Annotated in this window: 16 protein-coding genes; 9 read left to right on the top strand and 7 right to left on the bottom strand. The window is 60.8% G+C overall.

All coding sequences use genetic code 11. The features are described 5' to 3' along the window. Positions 1–32: 32 nt before the first annotated feature. On the bottom strand, positions 33–668 hold the full coding sequence (locus tag BVH74_RS07265; RefSeq protein ID WP_080049419.1) for a 2OG-Fe(II) oxygenase: 636 nt from the start codon (positions 666–668) through the stop codon (positions 33–35). Between the two features lie 165 nt (positions 669–833). Here BVH74_RS07265 and BVH74_RS07260 point away from each other — a divergent pair, with 165 nt between their 5' ends. After that, positions 834–1,583, top strand: coding sequence for a DUF2059 domain-containing protein (locus BVH74_RS07260; protein WP_080049418.1), 750 nt, complete (start codon positions 834–836; stop codon positions 1,581–1,583). Between the two features lie 30 nt (positions 1,584–1,613). On the opposite strand, the gene bipL is transcribed toward BVH74_RS07260, so the two are convergent. Next, complete coding sequence (bipL, locus tag BVH74_RS07255) at positions 1,614–2,552, bottom strand: phospholipase BipL (protein ID WP_080049417.1); 939 nt, start codon at positions 2,550–2,552, stop codon at positions 1,614–1,616. Positions 2,553–2,733: 181 nt separating this feature from the next. Here bipL and BVH74_RS07250 point away from each other — a divergent pair, with 181 nt between their 5' ends. Further along, positions 2,734–4,911: a malate synthase G gene (locus tag BVH74_RS07250; protein WP_080049416.1), complete on the top strand. Its 2,178-nt coding sequence runs from the start codon at positions 2,734–2,736 to the stop codon at positions 4,909–4,911. Positions 4,912–4,960: 49 nt separating this feature from the next. On the opposite strand, the gene ogt is transcribed toward BVH74_RS07250, so the two are convergent. After that, a complete protein-coding gene (gene ogt / locus BVH74_RS07245) occupies positions 4,961–5,479 on the bottom strand; it encodes a methylated-DNA--[protein]-cysteine S-methyltransferase (RefSeq protein ID WP_080049415.1) in 519 nt (172 codons plus the stop codon). Beyond that, the gene (locus tag BVH74_RS07240) at positions 5,463–6,962 is read right to left on the bottom strand and encodes an AlkA N-terminal domain-containing protein (RefSeq protein ID WP_080049414.1); all 1,500 of its coding nucleotides are present in this window, start codon (positions 6,960–6,962) and stop codon (positions 5,463–5,465) included. Before BVH74_RS07240 ends, ogt begins: the two co-directional genes overlap by 17 nt. 126 nt (positions 6,963–7,088) lie before the next feature. Here BVH74_RS07240 and BVH74_RS07235 point away from each other — a divergent pair, with 126 nt between their 5' ends. After that, positions 7,089–7,406 (top strand): antibiotic biosynthesis monooxygenase family protein, encoded by a 318-nt coding sequence (locus tag BVH74_RS07235; protein ID WP_080049413.1) that lies wholly within the window; start codon positions 7,089–7,091, stop codon positions 7,404–7,406. A gap of 366 nt (positions 7,407–7,772) precedes the next feature. Beyond that, a complete protein-coding gene (locus BVH74_RS07230; protein ID WP_155121698.1) occupies positions 7,773–8,405 on the top strand; it encodes a hypothetical protein in 633 nt (210 codons plus the stop codon). Here BVH74_RS07230 and BVH74_RS07225 read toward each other — a convergent pair. Further along, positions 8,395–8,925 carry a DUF3087 family protein gene (locus tag BVH74_RS07225; RefSeq protein WP_080049411.1) on the bottom strand — a complete coding sequence of 177 codons (531 nt, stop codon included), beginning with the start codon at positions 8,923–8,925 and terminating at the stop codon, positions 8,395–8,397. The genes BVH74_RS07230 and BVH74_RS07225 overlap by 11 nt on opposite strands. A 132-nt stretch (positions 8,926–9,057) precedes the next feature. Here BVH74_RS07225 and BVH74_RS07220 point away from each other — a divergent pair, with 132 nt between their 5' ends. The 4 genes from BVH74_RS07220 to BVH74_RS07205 all read left to right on the top strand — a co-directional run bounded on the left by BVH74_RS07220 (position 9,058) and on the right by BVH74_RS07205 (position 13,151). Then, the gene (locus BVH74_RS07220; protein WP_080049410.1) at positions 9,058–9,621 is read left to right on the top strand and encodes a TetR/AcrR family transcriptional regulator; all 564 of its coding nucleotides are present in this window, start codon (positions 9,058–9,060) and stop codon (positions 9,619–9,621) included. Next, positions 9,621–10,649, top strand: coding sequence for a metal-dependent hydrolase (locus tag BVH74_RS07215; RefSeq protein WP_177344519.1), 1,029 nt, complete (start codon positions 9,621–9,623; stop codon positions 10,647–10,649). Before BVH74_RS07220 ends, BVH74_RS07215 begins: the two co-directional genes overlap by 1 nt. A 173-nt stretch (positions 10,650–10,822) precedes the next feature. After that, entirely contained in the window at positions 10,823–12,721 is a 1,899-nt protein-coding gene (locus BVH74_RS07210; protein WP_165443757.1) for an alpha/beta fold hydrolase, read from the top strand. Positions 12,722–12,779: 58 nt separating this feature from the next. Further along, entirely contained in the window at positions 12,780–13,151 is a 372-nt protein-coding gene (locus BVH74_RS07205; RefSeq protein WP_080049407.1) for a thiol-disulfide oxidoreductase DCC family protein, read from the top strand. Between the two features lie 42 nt (positions 13,152–13,193). Here BVH74_RS07205 and BVH74_RS07200 read toward each other — a convergent pair whose 3' ends face one another. Next, on the bottom strand, positions 13,194–13,910 hold the full coding sequence (locus BVH74_RS07200) for a YebC/PmpR family DNA-binding transcriptional regulator (protein WP_080049406.1): 717 nt from the start codon (positions 13,908–13,910) through the stop codon (positions 13,194–13,196). 183 nt (positions 13,911–14,093) lie between these two features. On the opposite strand from BVH74_RS07200, the gene BVH74_RS07195 reads away from it, so the two are divergent. Further along, entirely contained in the window at positions 14,094–14,654 is a 561-nt protein-coding gene (locus tag BVH74_RS07195) for a tetratricopeptide repeat protein (RefSeq protein ID WP_080049405.1), read from the top strand. On the opposite strand, the gene lnt is transcribed toward BVH74_RS07195, so the two are convergent. Further along, positions 14,621–16,258, bottom strand: coding sequence for an apolipoprotein N-acyltransferase (gene lnt / locus BVH74_RS07190; protein WP_080049404.1), 1,638 nt, complete (start codon positions 16,256–16,258; stop codon positions 14,621–14,623). The genes BVH74_RS07195 and lnt overlap by 34 nt on opposite strands. Positions 16,259–16,348 lie beyond the last annotated feature (90 nt).

The following is a 16,348-nucleotide window of genomic DNA, read 5'->3' as shown; positions in this document are numbered from 1 at the left end:
TCCCTGCCTGACAGCCTATGCCAAACAGCTTTCTAGCGTAACAGCGGATTATCCGGCCGGCGGCGGAACCAGCCGGTCAGGCTGGCCCGCTCACGCTTGGCCGGCAAGACCTCGTGCAGAATACGATCACTGAGAAACACCACGACAGTGCCGGCACGCGGCGCCACGTCCCGCGCACCTTCATCCAGATGCAGGCGCAGCTCGCCGCCGTCGCCCGGCTGCCAGTTACGATTCAGGTAGGTCACTACCGAGACACTGCGCAGCGGACTGTCCTGAAACCGGTCCAGATGCTTGCGGTAGCCGGCGCCCGGCGGGTATAGCGCGAAGTGGGTTTCGAAGGTATCCAGACCAAGAAACAGACTGCGGTTGAGTACTGCACGCAGGCTGTCCATCAACCCGAGAAAGTCCTCACTGGCCGGATGCGGCGGACAATCGTCAAGCCAGCGCGTGTAGTCGCCACGAATTTCCGGCACCACCTGCCCCTCGGCACCACGCCCGATGGCGGCGGGACTGAGATCATCGCTGCGCCATAGCTGGCGGCACAATTGCTCCAGGCTGGCGGTCAGTTCCACCGGCAACAGTTGCTCCTGCACCGACCAGCCGCGCACGGCCAGGTCTTCAGCCACAGCAGTAAAACCGTCAGTCAGAACGGCGGGGAACTCGGACATGATCCATACACTCAAACAGGAACCTGCGGTACAGACCAGGGGGGCAGGTCTGCGGTACGACCCAGAACGGGCCGAAAGCATTGTACTCGCTTGCCCACACTCGACAAAAGGCCCGTCACCCCTGACACTCGCCGCCCGACCAACGACCGGAGACTACCCATTATCATGCACTCGCGCCTGTTCCACCGTTTTTGCGCCCCACTCCTGAGCAGCGCCCTGCTGCTGGTCAGCCTGAACCTGCAGGCCAACACTGCCGAACTGTATCAGGTCTCCGGCATGCACCAGCATCAGGAGCACTTTCAACAGGCCCTGCAAAAGGCTCAGCAGCGCTATGCCAACCAGTTGCCTGCCAACGTCTACCAGACCCTGGTCCGGCAAAGCAATCAGCGTTTCGAACCGAACGCCATGCATGATCGCGCCCAAGGTCGCCTAGCGGTCAGCCTGGACCCCAATACCCACCAGCAGGCCCTGGGCTTCTACCAGAGCACCCTGGGACGCAAGGTTGTACAACTGGAAACCAGCGCTACAGCACCAACCAATGTCGCAGCGATGCAAGCCGGCCTGCCACCGCAAACTCTGAGCCCCGAGCGCCAGGCGCTGCTTGGCCGGCTGGGTAACAGCCTGCCAGCACTGGACCTGGGAGTGGAAGTATCAATGGCACTGGCAAACCTGGCGACCCAGAGCGCCAATGACTTTCTCGGCGGCCTGATGCAGATCCCCGACGGGCTGGTCAACAGTCGCCGCGAGAATCTGCGCAGCCAGATGCAACCCAATCTCGGCGAAACCCTGGCCTATGTCTACCGTGATCTGAGTGATGCCGAACTGGGGCAATACGCCAGCTGGAGCGAATCGAACGCCGGCCGTCAGTTCTATCGGGCCGTAGAAGCAGCTGTACGTGATGCACTGAACCCCTGAGCGCCCCTGCCCAACTGGCTGGGCAGCTTGTCAGGGCGTCAGCCCTAACCTCTGTTCCAGCCAGCCCAGGTACTGCTTGCGATAGGATTCACGCTCATTGGCGAGATGATGACGCGCCTTGGGCAGATAGAACAGCTCCGGGGTACGGAACTTACTCTCCAGGACCCGAATATTGTGTTGCCAGTCGACCGTGCCATCAGCCTGACCCTGAACGATCAACGGCGAATGCTCGGTCGGCAGCGCAGTCTCGATACGCGGGATCCACTTCTCCAGCGCCTGCACCCAGGCCACCGGCAGCACCAGCGGCTGCAGCGGATCGTTCTCGCGAATGAAGGTAAGAAAGTCCTGATCGTTGGAGTTTTCGGTGAATTTGCGCCCAAGACGCTGCACAAAGCCGCCAAACAGCCGCAACCCCATCTGCGACACCACCCACTGACGCGGGCGTACTAGCGGCGCCATAAGCACCGACTGCCCCAATTGTTCCGGTAAAGGGCCATGCAACAACCGATCAATCAGGATCGCCCCACCGGTACTCTGCCCAAGCAAGTGCCAGGGCGCCGGCAACTGCCACAGCGCCGCCTGTTCCAGCAGAGCATCCAGGGCCCGCTGGTAGCTTAGGAAGCAGTCGATACTGGCCCGCTCGCCACTGGACAGCCCGTGGCCGGGCAGATCCAGCGCCAGCACCGCCAGGTCATGTCGCAGGGCCCAACGGATCAGGTGCTTGTACAACCCCATGTGGTCATAATAACCATGCAGGATCAACAGGCTGCCGCGTGGCTTGCTCGGCTTCCAGACCTGCATGGCCAGATCGAAGCCATCGATCCGTACCAGCCCCAGGTGCTGACTGGCCACCGGAGTGAAATCAATGCCGTAGTAACCGGCATAGCGCAGCGCCGTCTCGTCAAGCGGACGGGCCGGTTCGAAGTCCGGTAACTGGGTGACCAGGCGGTCAATGAATTCGTTATTCATGCATCTCCAAACTGGGCGCCTTGGCTGTCACCGCGAAAACCGCAGGATTGAGCCATGCAGGCACAGAATTCCACGCTTCACGCATGATTTGCAACCAATCATCGTGTAACATGCTGCGTCTCTAAAAACTACGTCCGGTTGCAGTAGCCTCCGGGACTTGTCTTCACAGTGAGGGTTTTCCATGACTCAACGCGTCCAAGTCGGCAGCTTGCAGGTTGCCAAGGTGCTTCACGACTTCATCAACGAGCGAGCCATTCCTGGCAGCGGTGTAGACGCTCAGACCTTCTGGACTGGTTTCGAAGCGCTGATCAACGACCTGGCACCGAAGAACAAGGCCCTGCTGGCCAAGCGTGACGAACTGCAAGCCCAGATCGACGCCTGGCATCAGGCCCGCGCCGGTCAGGCGCACAACCACGCCGAATACAAGGCATTCCTGCAGGAAATCGGTTACCTGCTGCCGGAACCGGCCGACTTCCAGGCCACTACCCAGAATGTCGACGAAGAAATCGCCACTCTGGCCGGCCCGCAGTTAGTAGTACCGGTTATGAACGCGCGCTTCGCCCTGAACGCTGCCAATGCCCGCTGGGGCTCGCTGTACGATGCACTGTACGGTACCGACGCCATTTCCGAAGACGGCGGCGCCACCAAAGGTCCGGGTTACAACGAAATTCGCGGCGCCAAAGTCATTGCCTTCGCCCGCGCCTTCCTCGATGAGGCAGCGCCGCTGGCAAAAGGTTCCCATGTTGATGCTACTGCCTACGTGATTCAGGATGCCAAACTGCTGATCAGCCTCAAGGATGGCAGCCAGACCGGCCTGCAGGAACCCGGCAAGCTGGTCGGCTACGTCGGCAACCCGGCCCAGCCGCAGGGCGTGCTGCTGAAGAACAACGGCCTGCACTTCGAAATCCAGATCGACCCGAGCAGCCCGATCGGCCAGACCGATGCTGCCGGTGTCAAAGACGTCCTGATGGAATCGGCGCTGACCACCATCATGGACTGTGAAGATTCAGTTGCCGCGGTCGATGCCGACGACAAGACCGTGGTCTACAGCAACTGGCTGGGCCTGATGAAGGGTGATCTGGCGGAAAGCGTCAGCAAGGGTGGCAGCACCTTTACCCGGACCATGAACCCGGATCGCGAATACACCGCGATCGACGGTTCGACCCTGACCCTGCACGGTCGCTCCATGCTGTTTGTACGTAACGTCGGCCATCTGATGACCAACGAAGCGATCCTCGATAAGGACGGCAACGAAGTGCCCGAAGGCATCATGGACGGCGCGGTGACCAGCCTGATCGCCCTGCACAACCTCAATGGCAACACCAGCCGCCGCAACACCCGCTGCGGCTCGGTGTACATCGTCAAGCCGAAGATGCACGGTCCGGAAGAAGTCGCCTTCACCAACGAACTGTTCGGCCGCGTCGAGGACATGCTGGGCATGGCCCGCAACACCCTCAAGGTCGGCATCATGGATGAGGAGCGTCGCACTACCGTCAACCTGAAGGCCTGTATCAAGGCCGCCAGCGAGCGCGTAGTGTTCATCAACACCGGTTTCCTTGACCGTACCGGTGACGAAATCCACACCTCGATGGAAGCCGGCGCCTTCATTCGCAAGGGCGATATCAAGGGCGCCAAGTGGATCGGTGCCTACGAGAACAACAACGTCGACATCGGTCTGGCCACCGGACTCAAGGGCCGCGCCCAGATCGGCAAGGGCATGTGGGCCATGCCGGATCTGATGGCCGCCATGCTTGAGCAGAAGATCGGTCACCCGCTGGCTGGCGCCAACACTGCCTGGGTTCCGTCCCCGACTGCCGCCACCCTGCACGCCCTGCACTACCACAAGGTCAATGTCGCCGAGCGCCAGGCCGAGCTGGCCAAGCGCGCCCCGGCCTCGGTTGACGATATCCTGAGCATCCCGCTGGCCGAGAACACCAACTGGTCAGCTGAGGAAATCCAGCAGGAGCTGGACAACAACGCCCAGGGCATCCTCGGCTACGTGGTGCGCTGGATCGATCAGGGCGTTGGCTGCTCCAAAGTGCCGGACATCAACGATGTGGGCCTGATGGAAGACCGCGCCACCCTGCGCATCTCCAGCCAGCACATCGCCAACTGGCTGCGTCACGGTATTTGCAGCGAAGAACAGGTGATGGAAACCATGAAGCGCATGGCCTCGGTGGTGGACCGCCAGAATGCCAGCGATCCGGCCTACAAGCCAATGGCGCCGAACTTCGACGACAGCGTCGCCTTCCAGGCAGCCATCGAGCTGTGCCTCGAGGGCTGCAAGCAGCCCAACGGCTACACCGAGCCGGTCCTGCATCGCCGTCGCCGTGAGTTCAAGGCCAAGTTCGGTCTGTAACCGCTGAGTGACCCCGAACCCCCGCCCTGGCGGGGGTTCTTTTTGCCCGCTAACTTCCCATCAGCCGCTGCTGCTCACTCTCATGCTCAAGCAGCCAGTGCTTGCGCCACAACCCACCACCGTATCCGGTCAACGCCCCGTTGGCCCCGATGACACGATGACAGGGCACAACCAGTGCAACCGGATTGGCGCCATTGGCCATGCCGACCGCCCGGCTGGCGCCAGGCTGGCCAATCAGCCGCGCCAAATCGGCGTAGCTACACGTACGCCCAGGCGCAATGGTACGCAGCGCCTGCCACACCCGTTGCTGAAAAGGCGTGCCGCCGGTGGCCACCACAATGTCATCGAGCGCCTCCAACTCGCCGGCAAAATAGGCGCGCAAGGCCTGCTTCACGTGGTCTGGCGCAGGTCCCGGGTCAAGCCGGTAAACCCGGTAGTGCAGACGCAACAGACGCTCCATCCGCTCACGGTAGTCTTCAAAATCCAGCGCCCGCAGTTGTCCCTGGTCATCGCAGACCAGTTGCAGCTCACCCAGCGCGGAGTCAAAACGCTCAAGCCACAGTTGCATGTCGATCATCCTCGGTTAGGGGCAGTGCGTTGCCTTCGGCGTCAGCCTGCCACAAATGCATCAATGCGTAGGCCCGCCACGGGCGCCAGGCCTCAGCCCGGGCCAACACCTGACGCACCCCGGGACGTTTCCCGGACTGACCAAGCGCCCGCTGCAAAGCGACATCAGAGGCCGGAATGGCATCGGTCTCCTGCAGGGCCCGTATAGCAATATACTGGGCAGTCCAGTCGCCAATTCCCGGTATCGCCCTCCAGCGCTCAAGGGTGCTCTCCAAATCCGCCTGACGGGCAAACCATTCGGGCTCGCGGACAAAAGCCTCAGCCAAATGCAGCAATGTCGCCAGTCGTGCGCCGGGCATGCCCAAGCCGTTCAGTGCCGGCGCTACGAAAGCCGCCGGCTCAGGAAAAAACCGCGTTATCCCGGGCCGACGCAAAGCCTCCGGCACCGGCTCGGCCAACCTTTCGACCAGATTCTGGGCGAGCCTGACGCCAGCCCCAACCGTAACCTGTTGGCCCAGCACTGCACGCACCGCGACCTCGAAAGGCTCCCAACCGCCAGGCAAACGCAATCCCGGACGCTTGTCGAGCAGCCCTGCCAAGCCCGGATCAGCCGCCAGGGTCTGACGAATCACCTGCGGATCGGCCTTGAGGTCAAACAAACAGCGCAGACGGTCAATCACCTGCGGCAGCACCTGCAGCCCAGACACACAGATATGTGCCCGCAAGGCGTGAGCCCCAGGCTCCTGCCTGACCCGGACCCAGCCATATTCGCGGCCAACCCTGATGCTGCGCTGATAGCTGTCCGCATCCACCAGCTCAACCCCTAGCAACGCCCGCTGACGCAAAAAAGCCAGCATGGCCTCCCAATCATAGGGGGGACGGTAAGCCAGCAACAGCGACAACTCGGACCACTGCCCGAACTCCTCGACCTGTTGCCGCAAGCTCCCGGGTGGGCGCATATACAAGCGCTGGAAGGTCTCATTGAAACGCCGCACGCTGCCAAAACCACTGGCCATGGCCACCGACGTCATCGGCAGACGGGTTTGGTGGATCAGTTGCTTGGCCAGCAACACCCGCCGGGTCTGTGCCACGGCGACCGGAGATGCGCCCAGATGACGCATGAACAGCCGGCGCAGATGTCGACTGCCCAACCCCAGCCGCTCAGCCAATGCCTCAACGCTGGCTTCATCCAAGGCTCCTGCTTCGATCAGGGCAAGCGCTCGGGATACTACCGCCGAGGTACCGGCCCAGGCCGCCGATGACGGCGAGCTTTCCGGGCGGCAACGCAGACAGGGGCGAAACCCCGCCTCCTGCGCCGCCGCCGCACTGGTGACGAACAGGCAATTTTCCAGCCGCGGCGTGCGGGCCGGGCAAATCGGTCGGCAGTACACCCCGGTACTTTTCACACAGGTGAAGAAGCGCCCGTCATAACGGACATCCCGGGCCTGAACCGCCTGATAACAGGTCGCTGGAGAGAGTTTCATGCCCCCATTCTAGCCAGCCCGACGCCCCCTGCTAGCGGTTTTCGGACCTGCAGCTTGGAATCCGGATCAGTCGTACCTGCGGCCTTTGGTCTAGGCTAACGCAAAAAGCCGCGTCAGGAGCCTGCAATGAAATACATCTTCGAAGTACACATCAAACCAGGCTGCCGCGCCGAGGACTACGCCCAGGCCTGGGTGCGCGCCAGCGAATTGATTCAGCAGGCACCCGGTGCCCTGGGGACAGAATTGCACCGCAAGCTAGGCGACCCCGGCACACTAATCGCCATCGCCCACTGGGACAGCAAAGCCAGCCGTGATGCCATGGAGTCACAGCACAATCCCCAGGTCGCGGCAATCATTCGTGAAGCAGCCAGATTCTGTGAAATTCGCCTGATTGGCGAGTTCGAGGAACCCGAATGGGTGGTCCATCCCCAACCGCCGCCATAACTGATACTCTTGCTCGCGAAACAAAGTTCAGGGATCGAAAGGACGCAATGACGAACATTCAGACCGCCGTCGAGTGCTTGTATCGCTGGGGAATGTTCAGCCCACCCGAACAGCAGTCCAACATCAAGGCTGGTTAGCACCATGACCAGCTGGCATGCATCATCACTATATAGATGGCTGCACTTTTGCTGCCTGACGGCGCTCCTGAGTTTTTCCGGACCGGCTATTTCAGACCACGAGCATTCTCTCACCCTGCGCCTGGCCGGCACACCTGAGTCGTTCGGCTACACCGCGGCCGTACTTTCCCACGCATTGCGGGCCCAAGGGGTTGCTACTGACGTCCACAGGGCAGCCGGCAATCTGCCGATGACCCGCCTGGAATACATGCTGGAAAACGGCACCTTGAGCGCCGCCATTCTGGGTCGTACTGAAGAACGTGATCGGCGCTTGCTGCCCATCGCCATAGGCATGACCGACAACCTGGTCAATCAGCGCATCCTGTTTATTCCGCAGGGCACCCAGGCTGCTTACGACAACGTTCACAGCCTGGAAGACTTCGTTCGACTGAACAAGGTAGCCGGGATGGGCCAAGCCTGGGCTGATCGTCTGATCTGGGAAGCCAACGGCCTGGCCGTGCAGCCCTTGGACGGCGACTGGCGCCGCCTGTACCGCATGGTGGCCTCGCAGGCGCGGGGCATCGACTATCTTCCCCGTGCCGCCTACGAAATCGCCGCTGAATGGCCAACCCACCCGGACCTGGCCGTTGAACAGCATCTGGTCCTGGTGTATGAACAGGACCATATTCTCTACGTCTCGCCCGCAGAGCCCGAGCTGCACCAACTACTACTTACAGCCTTGAGCGAAGCTGCCAGAAGCGGACTCATCCGACGCCTGGCCCGCGAGCATTATGCCGAGGTCTTCGAGCCGCCGGTCAACCTAGGCGAGCGTCGCGCCATTGTGCTGCTGGCGCCCGAACGAGCTCACCCAGTCATTCCCTAACATCGTTTTTCACCGCGTCCATCCAGGCTTCGTCCAGCCGACACAAATCAACCTCCAGCCCCTGCTTCTCCATCCGCTCCCGGTGCTGATCCATTTCCCGCACCATCTGGCTCAGGCCTTCGGCGTTGCCTTCCAGACGGTGCATTTCCTCCAGCCCCAGATGGTAGAAGCGCAACAGCTTCATAGCCTGCGGATTGTCCCGTTCCACGCCAGCCTTGAGCAGATGCATAACGTTGGTAATACGCATCAGGTTGCGCTTGAGGCGCCAGCCATATAAAGCGGCCGCCATCCAGGGTTGCCGGTACAGGTAGCCACGCACCAGTAAGACGGTCAGTGCCAGCCCGGCCAGGATGCCGGCCAGGTTCCAGCGAAAATTGTTGCCACCCGGCTCGCCGAACAACTGAACCGACAGGCTGGCCAGCAGCATCGCCAGCGTGGCAAATATCACAATCAGAATCAGGCTGCTGCGCCGCGTCTGCTGACGGTAGTTTTCCGGATCTAACCGCTGAATCTCAAACATACTGACAACTCCCCAAAAGCTCGGCGGCCATTATGGCCCGACACCCTGCGACATGCACCCGCTGCCATCCTCATCTGCGGCCAACAGCCAGCCGCCTATACTGTTGGGATAGACCGTCCCGAGGTGCTCGCCATGGTTTCCAAGCAGCAGATTCTCGACCAGGCACTGACGCTGGCCAACCAGTGCGGCTGGGAAAAACTGACGCTAAACGACATTGCCCAGGCCCTGACTATCCCCCTGGCCGAGATCTATCGGCATTTCCCGCAAAAGGACGATCTGGTTGAAGCCTGGTTCGACCGTGCCGACCAGACGCTGCTGGCCAAGGTGCCCAATCCGGAATGGGCGGCACTGCCGGCCATGGAGCGGATCGAGCAGGTAATACTCTGTTGGCTGGATGCGATGGCTGGCTACCGGGAACTGACTGGTCAGATGCTGCTGTACAAGCTAGAACCCGGGCACATTCATTTGCAGGCAGCGGGCGTGCTGAGAATCAGCCGGACTGTGCAATGGTTCCGTGAAGCGGCGGCGCTGGAGGCAAGTCATGCACACCGCATTGGCCAGGAAATTGCCTTGAGTACGCTGTTCATTGCTACTTTCATTCACTGGCTACGCGACGACTCCTGCGATCAGCAGGACACCCGCGATTTTCTGCATCGCAAACTGCTCGCCGGGAGCGGCTTTGGGCTCTGGCTGTAGTGGATACCCTGACCCATGCGGTGATCGGAGCACTGGGCGCACGCACGCTCATCGCACAGCGCCTGCCACGACGCTGGAGCCTGGCCGCAGGCGCCCTGGGTGGGTTGTTCCCGGACATCGATTACTTATGGTTTTTGCTTGATCCGCTACAGTTTCACGCCTATTGGCACCGCAGCTTTACCCACTCGCTACTCATGCTGCCGCTCTGGGCCTTGCTGCTCAGCGTGACACTGTATCTGCTGGGAGGCCGCAAGCAGAATGGATGGCTGCTGTATCTGGGTTGCGCTCTGGGACTGGGGCTGCATATCGCTGCCGACCTGATCACCGCCTGGGATCTGCAACTCTTCTGGCCATTGAGCGATTGGCGCACCTCGCTGGCCTGGATCTTTGTTATCGATCCCTGGTTTTCCGCCCTGGCCCTGACCGCACTGCTACTGTGCTGGCGCTGGCCACATGCCGGCTGGCTGGGCGCCGCCCCGTTGGTGCTGTGGCTTATCTGGAGCATACAGTACAAGCAGCAGGCGCTGGAGCTGGCCCAGGCATTCGCTCAGCAGCAGGCAGAGGCCGCTCAAGTCAGCGTCTGGCCTCAGCCATTCTCGCCACGCAACTGGAAACTGCTGGTCAGCGGTACACACGGCCACTGGCAGGCGCATCTCAGACTCGGTGACAGCAGGTCGCGCCTGGCCGACTACTGGCCCCACCCCTGGCTGCGCTCCACAGCCCAGGCCTACCAGCCTCACTCTGCCCTGATCTGGCAATTCCACCCGCGCTTTGACAGCCCGCAAGGGGATGGCGAAACTGCCCTTCAGCTCTGGCACAGCGAGATGCTGCAGGATGTTCGGCAGTTCTTCAGCGCGCCAGCTCGCTACCACCAGCCCGACAGCAGTGCAAACCATTGCCTGTGGTTCACCGACCTGATCTATAGCCTACCCACCCAGCGTCCGCCGTTCATCTATGGCGCCTGCCGCTCCCCATCAAGCTTCTGGCAGTTGTCCCGCCAACCAGTTACTGCCACCAGCGCAGAATAGCCCGCCTTAATATTGAATGAACATTCGTTTTTTATTGACGTGAAAACCCCGCCGCGGATAACCTATTTGGGCTATATAGAAAAATTGCCTCACAGCAATACACTCATGCCATATGATTCAGGCGGCTCATGGCCGTTCGATCAGCACAAACTCTAAAAACAATGAGGTCATGCATGAAAACGTTCCCCCAGCCCGCCGTCATTCGACGTTACTGGGCTTTCCCCCTGCTGGGTCTGACGGCCGTCATCGGTAGCGGCTGCCTTTCCAGCTCGGGTTCCAGCAACCGCAGCGCCACCGTCCATCAGGGCGTATTCATCGACAGTCCGGTAACCGGTCTGAGCTATGAAACCGCTACTCAGAACGGAACAACCGACGAGCAGGGCAACTTCCGCTATCAGAGCGGGGAAACCGTTCGTTTCAGCATTGGCGGAATCGACCTGGGCACCGCTCCGGGTCAGGCGGTTCTGACACCGCTGGAGCTGGTCGAAGATGCTGCGGACAGCTCTGATCCTGCGGTACTCAACCTGTCCCGATTCCTGCAGAGCCTGGATGCCGATGGCAACCTCAGCAACGGTATCCAGCTCAGCACAGCACTGATTGAGGTCATCGAGGCTTACGCAGAAAGCACTCCCGGCTTTCACCTGGACTTCGCCGACACCGCCGCCTTCGAAACGCTGATGAGCGCCAACGACGGGCTGCTGGCCCAACTCAACGATGCCGCCGTTTTCGCCGAGAACGCACAAGGTAAAAACCGGGGACTGCGCTCGGCAAATCAGGCCTGGCAACACCTCCAGGACTCGCTGGCTGTGCAGAACGGTGATCTGACTCTGGACAAACGCCCGATCCTGTTCGTCCATGGTGGCGCTGGCTCTGCCTCGCAGTTCGAATCACAGGCACAACGCTTCATCGCCAACGGCTATCCACGCAGCTATCTGGCAACCTACGAGTACAACACCAGCCCGCCGGACTTCGTCCAGACCACGGTTCAGCTCGACGCCGCCATTGATGCCCTGCTGCTCAGCACCGGTGCCGATCAGGTCAACCTGATGGGCCATTCAATGGGTACCGAAGTCAGCCGTATCTACCTCAGCGATCCGGAGCGCGCCGCCAAGGTGCACCGCTATGTCAACCTGGATGGTCGTGAAGGCGACAGCCCGCCCGGAGGTGTTCCGACCCTGGTACTCTGGGGACAGTATGTCGATCGTGAAGTGGTCGGTGCCGAAAACGTCTACCCCAGTGTGGAGGACCCGGTCGGTCATATCGAGGTGGCCACAGCAGCCGACTCCTTCGCCCGGATGTATCGGTTCTTCAATGCTGACAACGCCCCAGCGACAACCCGGATTCCCGAAGCTGACGGTGATCATGTATGGATTTCCGGACGGGCCAACATCTTCCCGGCCAATGTCGGAGCAGTAGGTACCGTGCTGGAAATCAGCGAGGTCGACCCCGCCACCGGACGCCCCCTGGGCAGTCAGCCTGATCACAGCCAGCCGATCAGCGAGGATGGTCACTGGGGCCCTATGCGAATCAACAAGGGTGGCAGCTATGAATTCGTACTGCGTCGCCCCGGAGTCGCCAATGCTGACCACTACTTCTACCGCGAGCCTTACCTGCAGGATAACCACCAGATTCGGCTGAACACCTCAGCGCCAGGAACCGGAGTCGGCGCTCTGCTGCACCGCAGCCCGAACCACACCAACCTGAGCATCAGTCGTGACATGGAACTCTGGGGGGATCAGGGTGAGCGCAACGATGTGCTGCGAGTCAATGGCACCAACGTGATCACTGCCCAGACCGGACCGCTGCTCCAGCGCCTGAGTAACATCTTCCTGCATGACCGCAACAGCGATGGCGTAAGCAACCTGGGTTTTGCCGACCCGGTCTTCCACGCCATTCCGTTCATGTCTGGTCTGGACCTGTTCCTGCCGGCGGCGGCCGAGCCGGATGATGTAATCGCCATTGAGTTGATCTCACGCCGGGGTACCGGCAGTCAACAGCAGATCAACGTACCTAACTGGCCTTCCAGCCAGGTGCGCTCGGTGTCGGTGCACTTCCGCGACTACCACGACTGAGCCCCCCCCTCCCGACCCGGCCTATACTTCAGACATGGCCGGAGTCGGGAGGTACCACATGCTATCCACCCCAGGCCCCTTGACCGTGTTCTACGACGGTGCCTGCCCGCGCTGCGTGGGCGACCGCCGACGCTATGAATGGCTGGCCGGCAAAACCGGCAAGGACGTGCTCTGGCTGGATATCACTGGCCGGGATGAAGAGTTGCGCAGCCTCGGCATCGACCCACGCCGGGCCTTGTTGGAGCTGCATGTGCGCGATGGCTGTGGCCACATACACCGGGAACTGGATGCCTATATCGTGCTGATGTCACGAGTACGCACGCTGCGACCACTGGCCTGGCTGATCGCCCTGCCGGGACTGCGGCCACTGCTGTCATGGGCCTATCGGCGCTGGGTAGCGCGGCGGTTGGAGCGGAGCGGCCGGCTCTGAGAAACCTTTTACCCAAGGCTCATGGGCCGGCCGCTACCGACCTCAAAACTCAGCGTTGTGGTAAACGTTCTGCACGTCGTCCAGGTCGTTGAGCATATCGAGGAACTTGTCGAACATTGCCAGATCATCACCTTCAATTTTGGTGCTGGTCTGCGGCAGGAACTGAATTTCATCAACAATGAAATCGATATCGCCCAAGGCCTCGGTCAATGCCTGCTTGGCCTTGGCATACTCGGTATTGGGAGTAAAGACGGTAATCTGCCCGCCTTCATTCTCGATATCGGTCACATCGACATCCGCCATCATCAGCGCTTCCAGTACCGCCTCTTCATCATCAGCCTTGAAGGCGAAGATCGCGCAATGATCGAACATGTGGCTGACACTGCCCGAAGTACCCAGTTTGCACTTGGTCTTGGTAAAGCAGTGACGTACATCGGCAATGGTTCGGTTGGGGTTGTCGGTCAGGCAGTCGACGATGACCATGCAGTTGCCCGGTCCAAACCCTTCATAACGAGCCAGTGCGAAGTCCTCGCCGCCGGAGCCCTTGGCCTTGTCGATGGCCTTGTCGATCACATGCGCTGGCACCTGATCCTTCTTGGCCCGCTCGATCAGGCCTCGCAGGGTCAGGTTGCCCGCCGGGTCGATGCCGCCAGACTTGGCGCTGACATAGATCTCGCGAGCGTATTTGCTGTAAAGCTTGGTTTTCATGTCGGCCGTTTTGGCCATGGATTCTTTGCGGTTCTGATAGGCGCGGCCCATGGGTGCTCTTCCGTATGGTCGTTCGGCAAAGCGTCGATTTTACGCCCTGAGTCAGAAAATGTTGATGTTTTTATCAACCTGACAGGACCAAAGTGCCGAACGATCCCCACCTTGGTGCTAGCGACCCACCTGCCTGCCCCTGCTAGGCTGACTCCACTCTGCCCTTGCTCGCGGGAGCCCACTATGTCGCGTCGCCTGTATTTACTGCTGGTTCTCTGCGGTGCCCTTATGGGCCCGTCACCCGTAATCGCCGAAGATGATCAGGCGCGGGTTGGGCGTGAAATGATTCAGGCGCTCGAAGCCTACGCCGTCTATAAAATGGGCGACTACGAACTGGCCTACAGCCGCTACCTGGCGCTGGCCGAAGCCGGCAACCGGCAGGGCATGCTCAATGTCGCCAACATGCACGCGCTGGGCCAGGGCGTGCCCATGGATCATGCTCTGGCCTTCCAGTGGTATCTGCGCGCTGCCGAAGCTGGTGACCCAATCGCTCAGTATGAGGTGGGTAAAGCCTATGACCTGGGTCAGGGTGTCGAAGAAGACCTGAGCTTGGCTCAACACTGGTATGAACGGGCCGCCGAAGGCAACAACCCAGATGCCTTGTGGGAGCTGGGCAAGCGTGACTATGACCACGAGCGACTGGAAACCGGGCTGGCGCTGATTCGCCGGGCCGCCGAGGCTGGCCAGCCGACCGCCCGGTTGTTTCTGCATCAGTTGGAAGCAGAGGCCTCACACGGACCGTAACGATAGCGGCGTAGGCCGGCAGCCAGCAGCAACAAGGCCAGCCCCGCCAGCAAAAAACTCTCCGTCAGCCAAGGATAACGGCTGAACAGGCTCCCGCCACTGACGGGTGAAAACGGCAGATCGACCAACAACTCCGCCCGGGTGAATGCTTCGGTGCCGGCCACTACCCGCCCCTGTGGCGATGCCGCGACCGAAGGGCCGTTATTGATCAGGTGCACCATAGGCACACGGTTTTCCACCGCCCGCACGATCGACATGGCGCGGTGCTGGAAAGGTTGATTAGTTTCGCCAAACCAGTTGTCCTGTGAGACGAACAACAGTAGTTTGCCGGCGCTATCGGCCCCCACCGCCTGGGCATTAAAACGCGGGAAGGCCGCCTCATAGCAAATCTTCGGCACTATGCGCATGCCGTCCAGCTCAAACACAGAGTGACTCTGCCCGGCTCGCAACGGCCGCAGAAACTCACCCAGAAAAAACTCGGAAAGATGGCGCAGGCCAGGCAACTGAAAAAACTCCGGCAGATACTCGCCAAAGGGCATACGCAGCATCTTGCGGTAAAAGCCCTGCTGCTCACCGTCCGCCCCCAGCAGCACCATGCTGTTGAAACTGACCTGCCGACTGTTGACCCAACGCCGTTCCACATCATGAAAAATCAGCGGCAACTGCCACTCGGACAACTGCCGGGCCCAGGCCTCTCTGACGCTGTACAGTTCGAACCAACCCTTGTAGCGCGCCTCCGGCCACACCACCCACTCGGCACCGGCCTGCTGCAAGCGCGCCGTGGCGGCCATTTCTTCAGGAAATTCGCGGCTAAAGCCTGGTGCCGGCGGTGGAATCTCGATGCTGGGCGGGTCATTGGGTTGCACCAGGCCAATGCGCCGAGTCTCCCACCCTTCCACCCGCTGATCCCAAAGGTCGAGGCTCAGTACGCCGTACAGCATCCAGGCCGCCAGCAAACTCCAGCCACCGATCTGCAGCCGGGTTGCCAGGCGGGCATACTGTGGTAGCGGCCGCCACAATCGATAAACCAGCACGGCAAACAACAGCATGGCCAGATCCATGCCCTTGGCCCCGAACACTGCAACACCTTGCAGGCCCAGCAAAAACTCGGTCTGGGTTTCCGCGAAGTTGGTTTCGAACAGGGCTGGGTAAAGTACCGTAAGGCTCACGAAAGCCAACGGAAAGTTCAACACATCCCAGGCTGGCAGTTGCTGCGACAGGTAGCGATACAAGAGGCCGGCCAACCCCAGTAGCAGCCCGGAATACAGCCAGAACAACATCGCCAGCCCCATGCTGGACAACCAGCTCAAGCCCTTGAGATTGATGGCGAAATCGATCATCCAGTAGCAGGTCCCGGCGAAATACAGCGTGCCGGCGAACCAGCCCAGCAACAGCGCCAGCCCCGGTCGGCTGTCGTCCAGCGCCCACAGCAGCGGGATCCAGCCCAGCCAGGCCAACCAGAACAGTTGCGGATACAACCAGGGAAGAAACAGCAGTACGGCACTCAGCCCGGACAGCAGAAAGCGCCAAACAACGCCCCGCCGCCTCAGGACGGGCCTGGAAAGCTCGAACACGGGGCCAGGTGTCGGCTCAAGAGAAGACATGTACAGCTCCTGTTGGCGGCATGTCAGGCTAGAAGTGACCGCCACCTGCCGCAATCCCCTGTTCGGGTGAATGCACTTGCATTTCAACTG

The organism is Halopseudomonas phragmitis (assembly GCF_002056295.1).
GTDB lineage: Bacteria > Pseudomonadota > Gammaproteobacteria > Pseudomonadales > Pseudomonadaceae > Halopseudomonas > Halopseudomonas phragmitis.
The sequence above is the reverse complement of the archived record's forward strand: the minus strand, read 5'-3'. Positions and strand labels throughout refer to the sequence as shown.

What these genes read in the sequence shown, in the direction of transcription:
- BVH74_RS07200 (WP_080049406.1), bottom strand. Translation starts at nt 13,910, where the DNA reads ATGGGCCGCGCCTATCAGAACCGCAAAGAATCCATGGCCAAAACGGCC.
- BVH74_RS07210 (WP_165443757.1), top strand. Translation starts at nt 10,823, where the DNA reads ATGAAAACGTTCCCCCAGCCCGCCGTCATTCGACGTTACTGGGCTTTC.
- bipL (WP_080049417.1), bottom strand. Translation starts at nt 2,552, where the DNA reads ATGAATAACGAATTCATTGACCGCCTGGTCACCCAGTTACCGGACTTC.
- lnt (WP_080049404.1), bottom strand. Translation starts at nt 16,258, where the DNA reads ATGTCTTCTCTTGAGCCGACACCTGGCCCCGTGTTCGAGCTTTCCAGG.
- BVH74_RS07265 (WP_080049419.1), bottom strand. Translation starts at nt 668, where the DNA reads ATGTCCGAGTTCCCCGCCGTTCTGACTGACGGTTTTACTGCTGTGGCT.
- BVH74_RS07230 (WP_155121698.1), top strand. Translation starts at nt 7,773, where the DNA reads ATGACCCGCCTGGAATACATGCTGGAAAACGGCACCTTGAGCGCCGCC.
- BVH74_RS07260 (WP_080049418.1), top strand. Translation starts at nt 834, where the DNA reads ATGCACTCGCGCCTGTTCCACCGTTTTTGCGCCCCACTCCTGAGCAGC.
- BVH74_RS07220 (WP_080049410.1), top strand. Translation starts at nt 9,058, where the DNA reads ATGGTTTCCAAGCAGCAGATTCTCGACCAGGCACTGACGCTGGCCAAC.
- BVH74_RS07225 (WP_080049411.1), bottom strand. Translation starts at nt 8,925, where the DNA reads ATGTTTGAGATTCAGCGGTTAGATCCGGAAAACTACCGTCAGCAGACG.
- BVH74_RS07240 (WP_080049414.1), bottom strand. Translation starts at nt 6,962, where the DNA reads ATGAAACTCTCTCCAGCGACCTGTTATCAGGCGGTTCAGGCCCGGGAT.
- ogt (WP_080049415.1), bottom strand. Translation starts at nt 5,479, where the DNA reads ATGCAACTGTGGCTTGAGCGTTTTGACTCCGCGCTGGGTGAGCTGCAA.
- BVH74_RS07195 (WP_080049405.1), top strand. Translation starts at nt 14,094, where the DNA reads ATGTCGCGTCGCCTGTATTTACTGCTGGTTCTCTGCGGTGCCCTTATG.
- BVH74_RS07250 (WP_080049416.1), top strand. Translation starts at nt 2,734, where the DNA reads ATGACTCAACGCGTCCAAGTCGGCAGCTTGCAGGTTGCCAAGGTGCTT.
- BVH74_RS07205 (WP_080049407.1), top strand. Translation starts at nt 12,780, where the DNA reads ATGCTATCCACCCCAGGCCCCTTGACCGTGTTCTACGACGGTGCCTGC.
- BVH74_RS07235 (WP_080049413.1), top strand. Translation starts at nt 7,089, where the DNA reads ATGAAATACATCTTCGAAGTACACATCAAACCAGGCTGCCGCGCCGAG.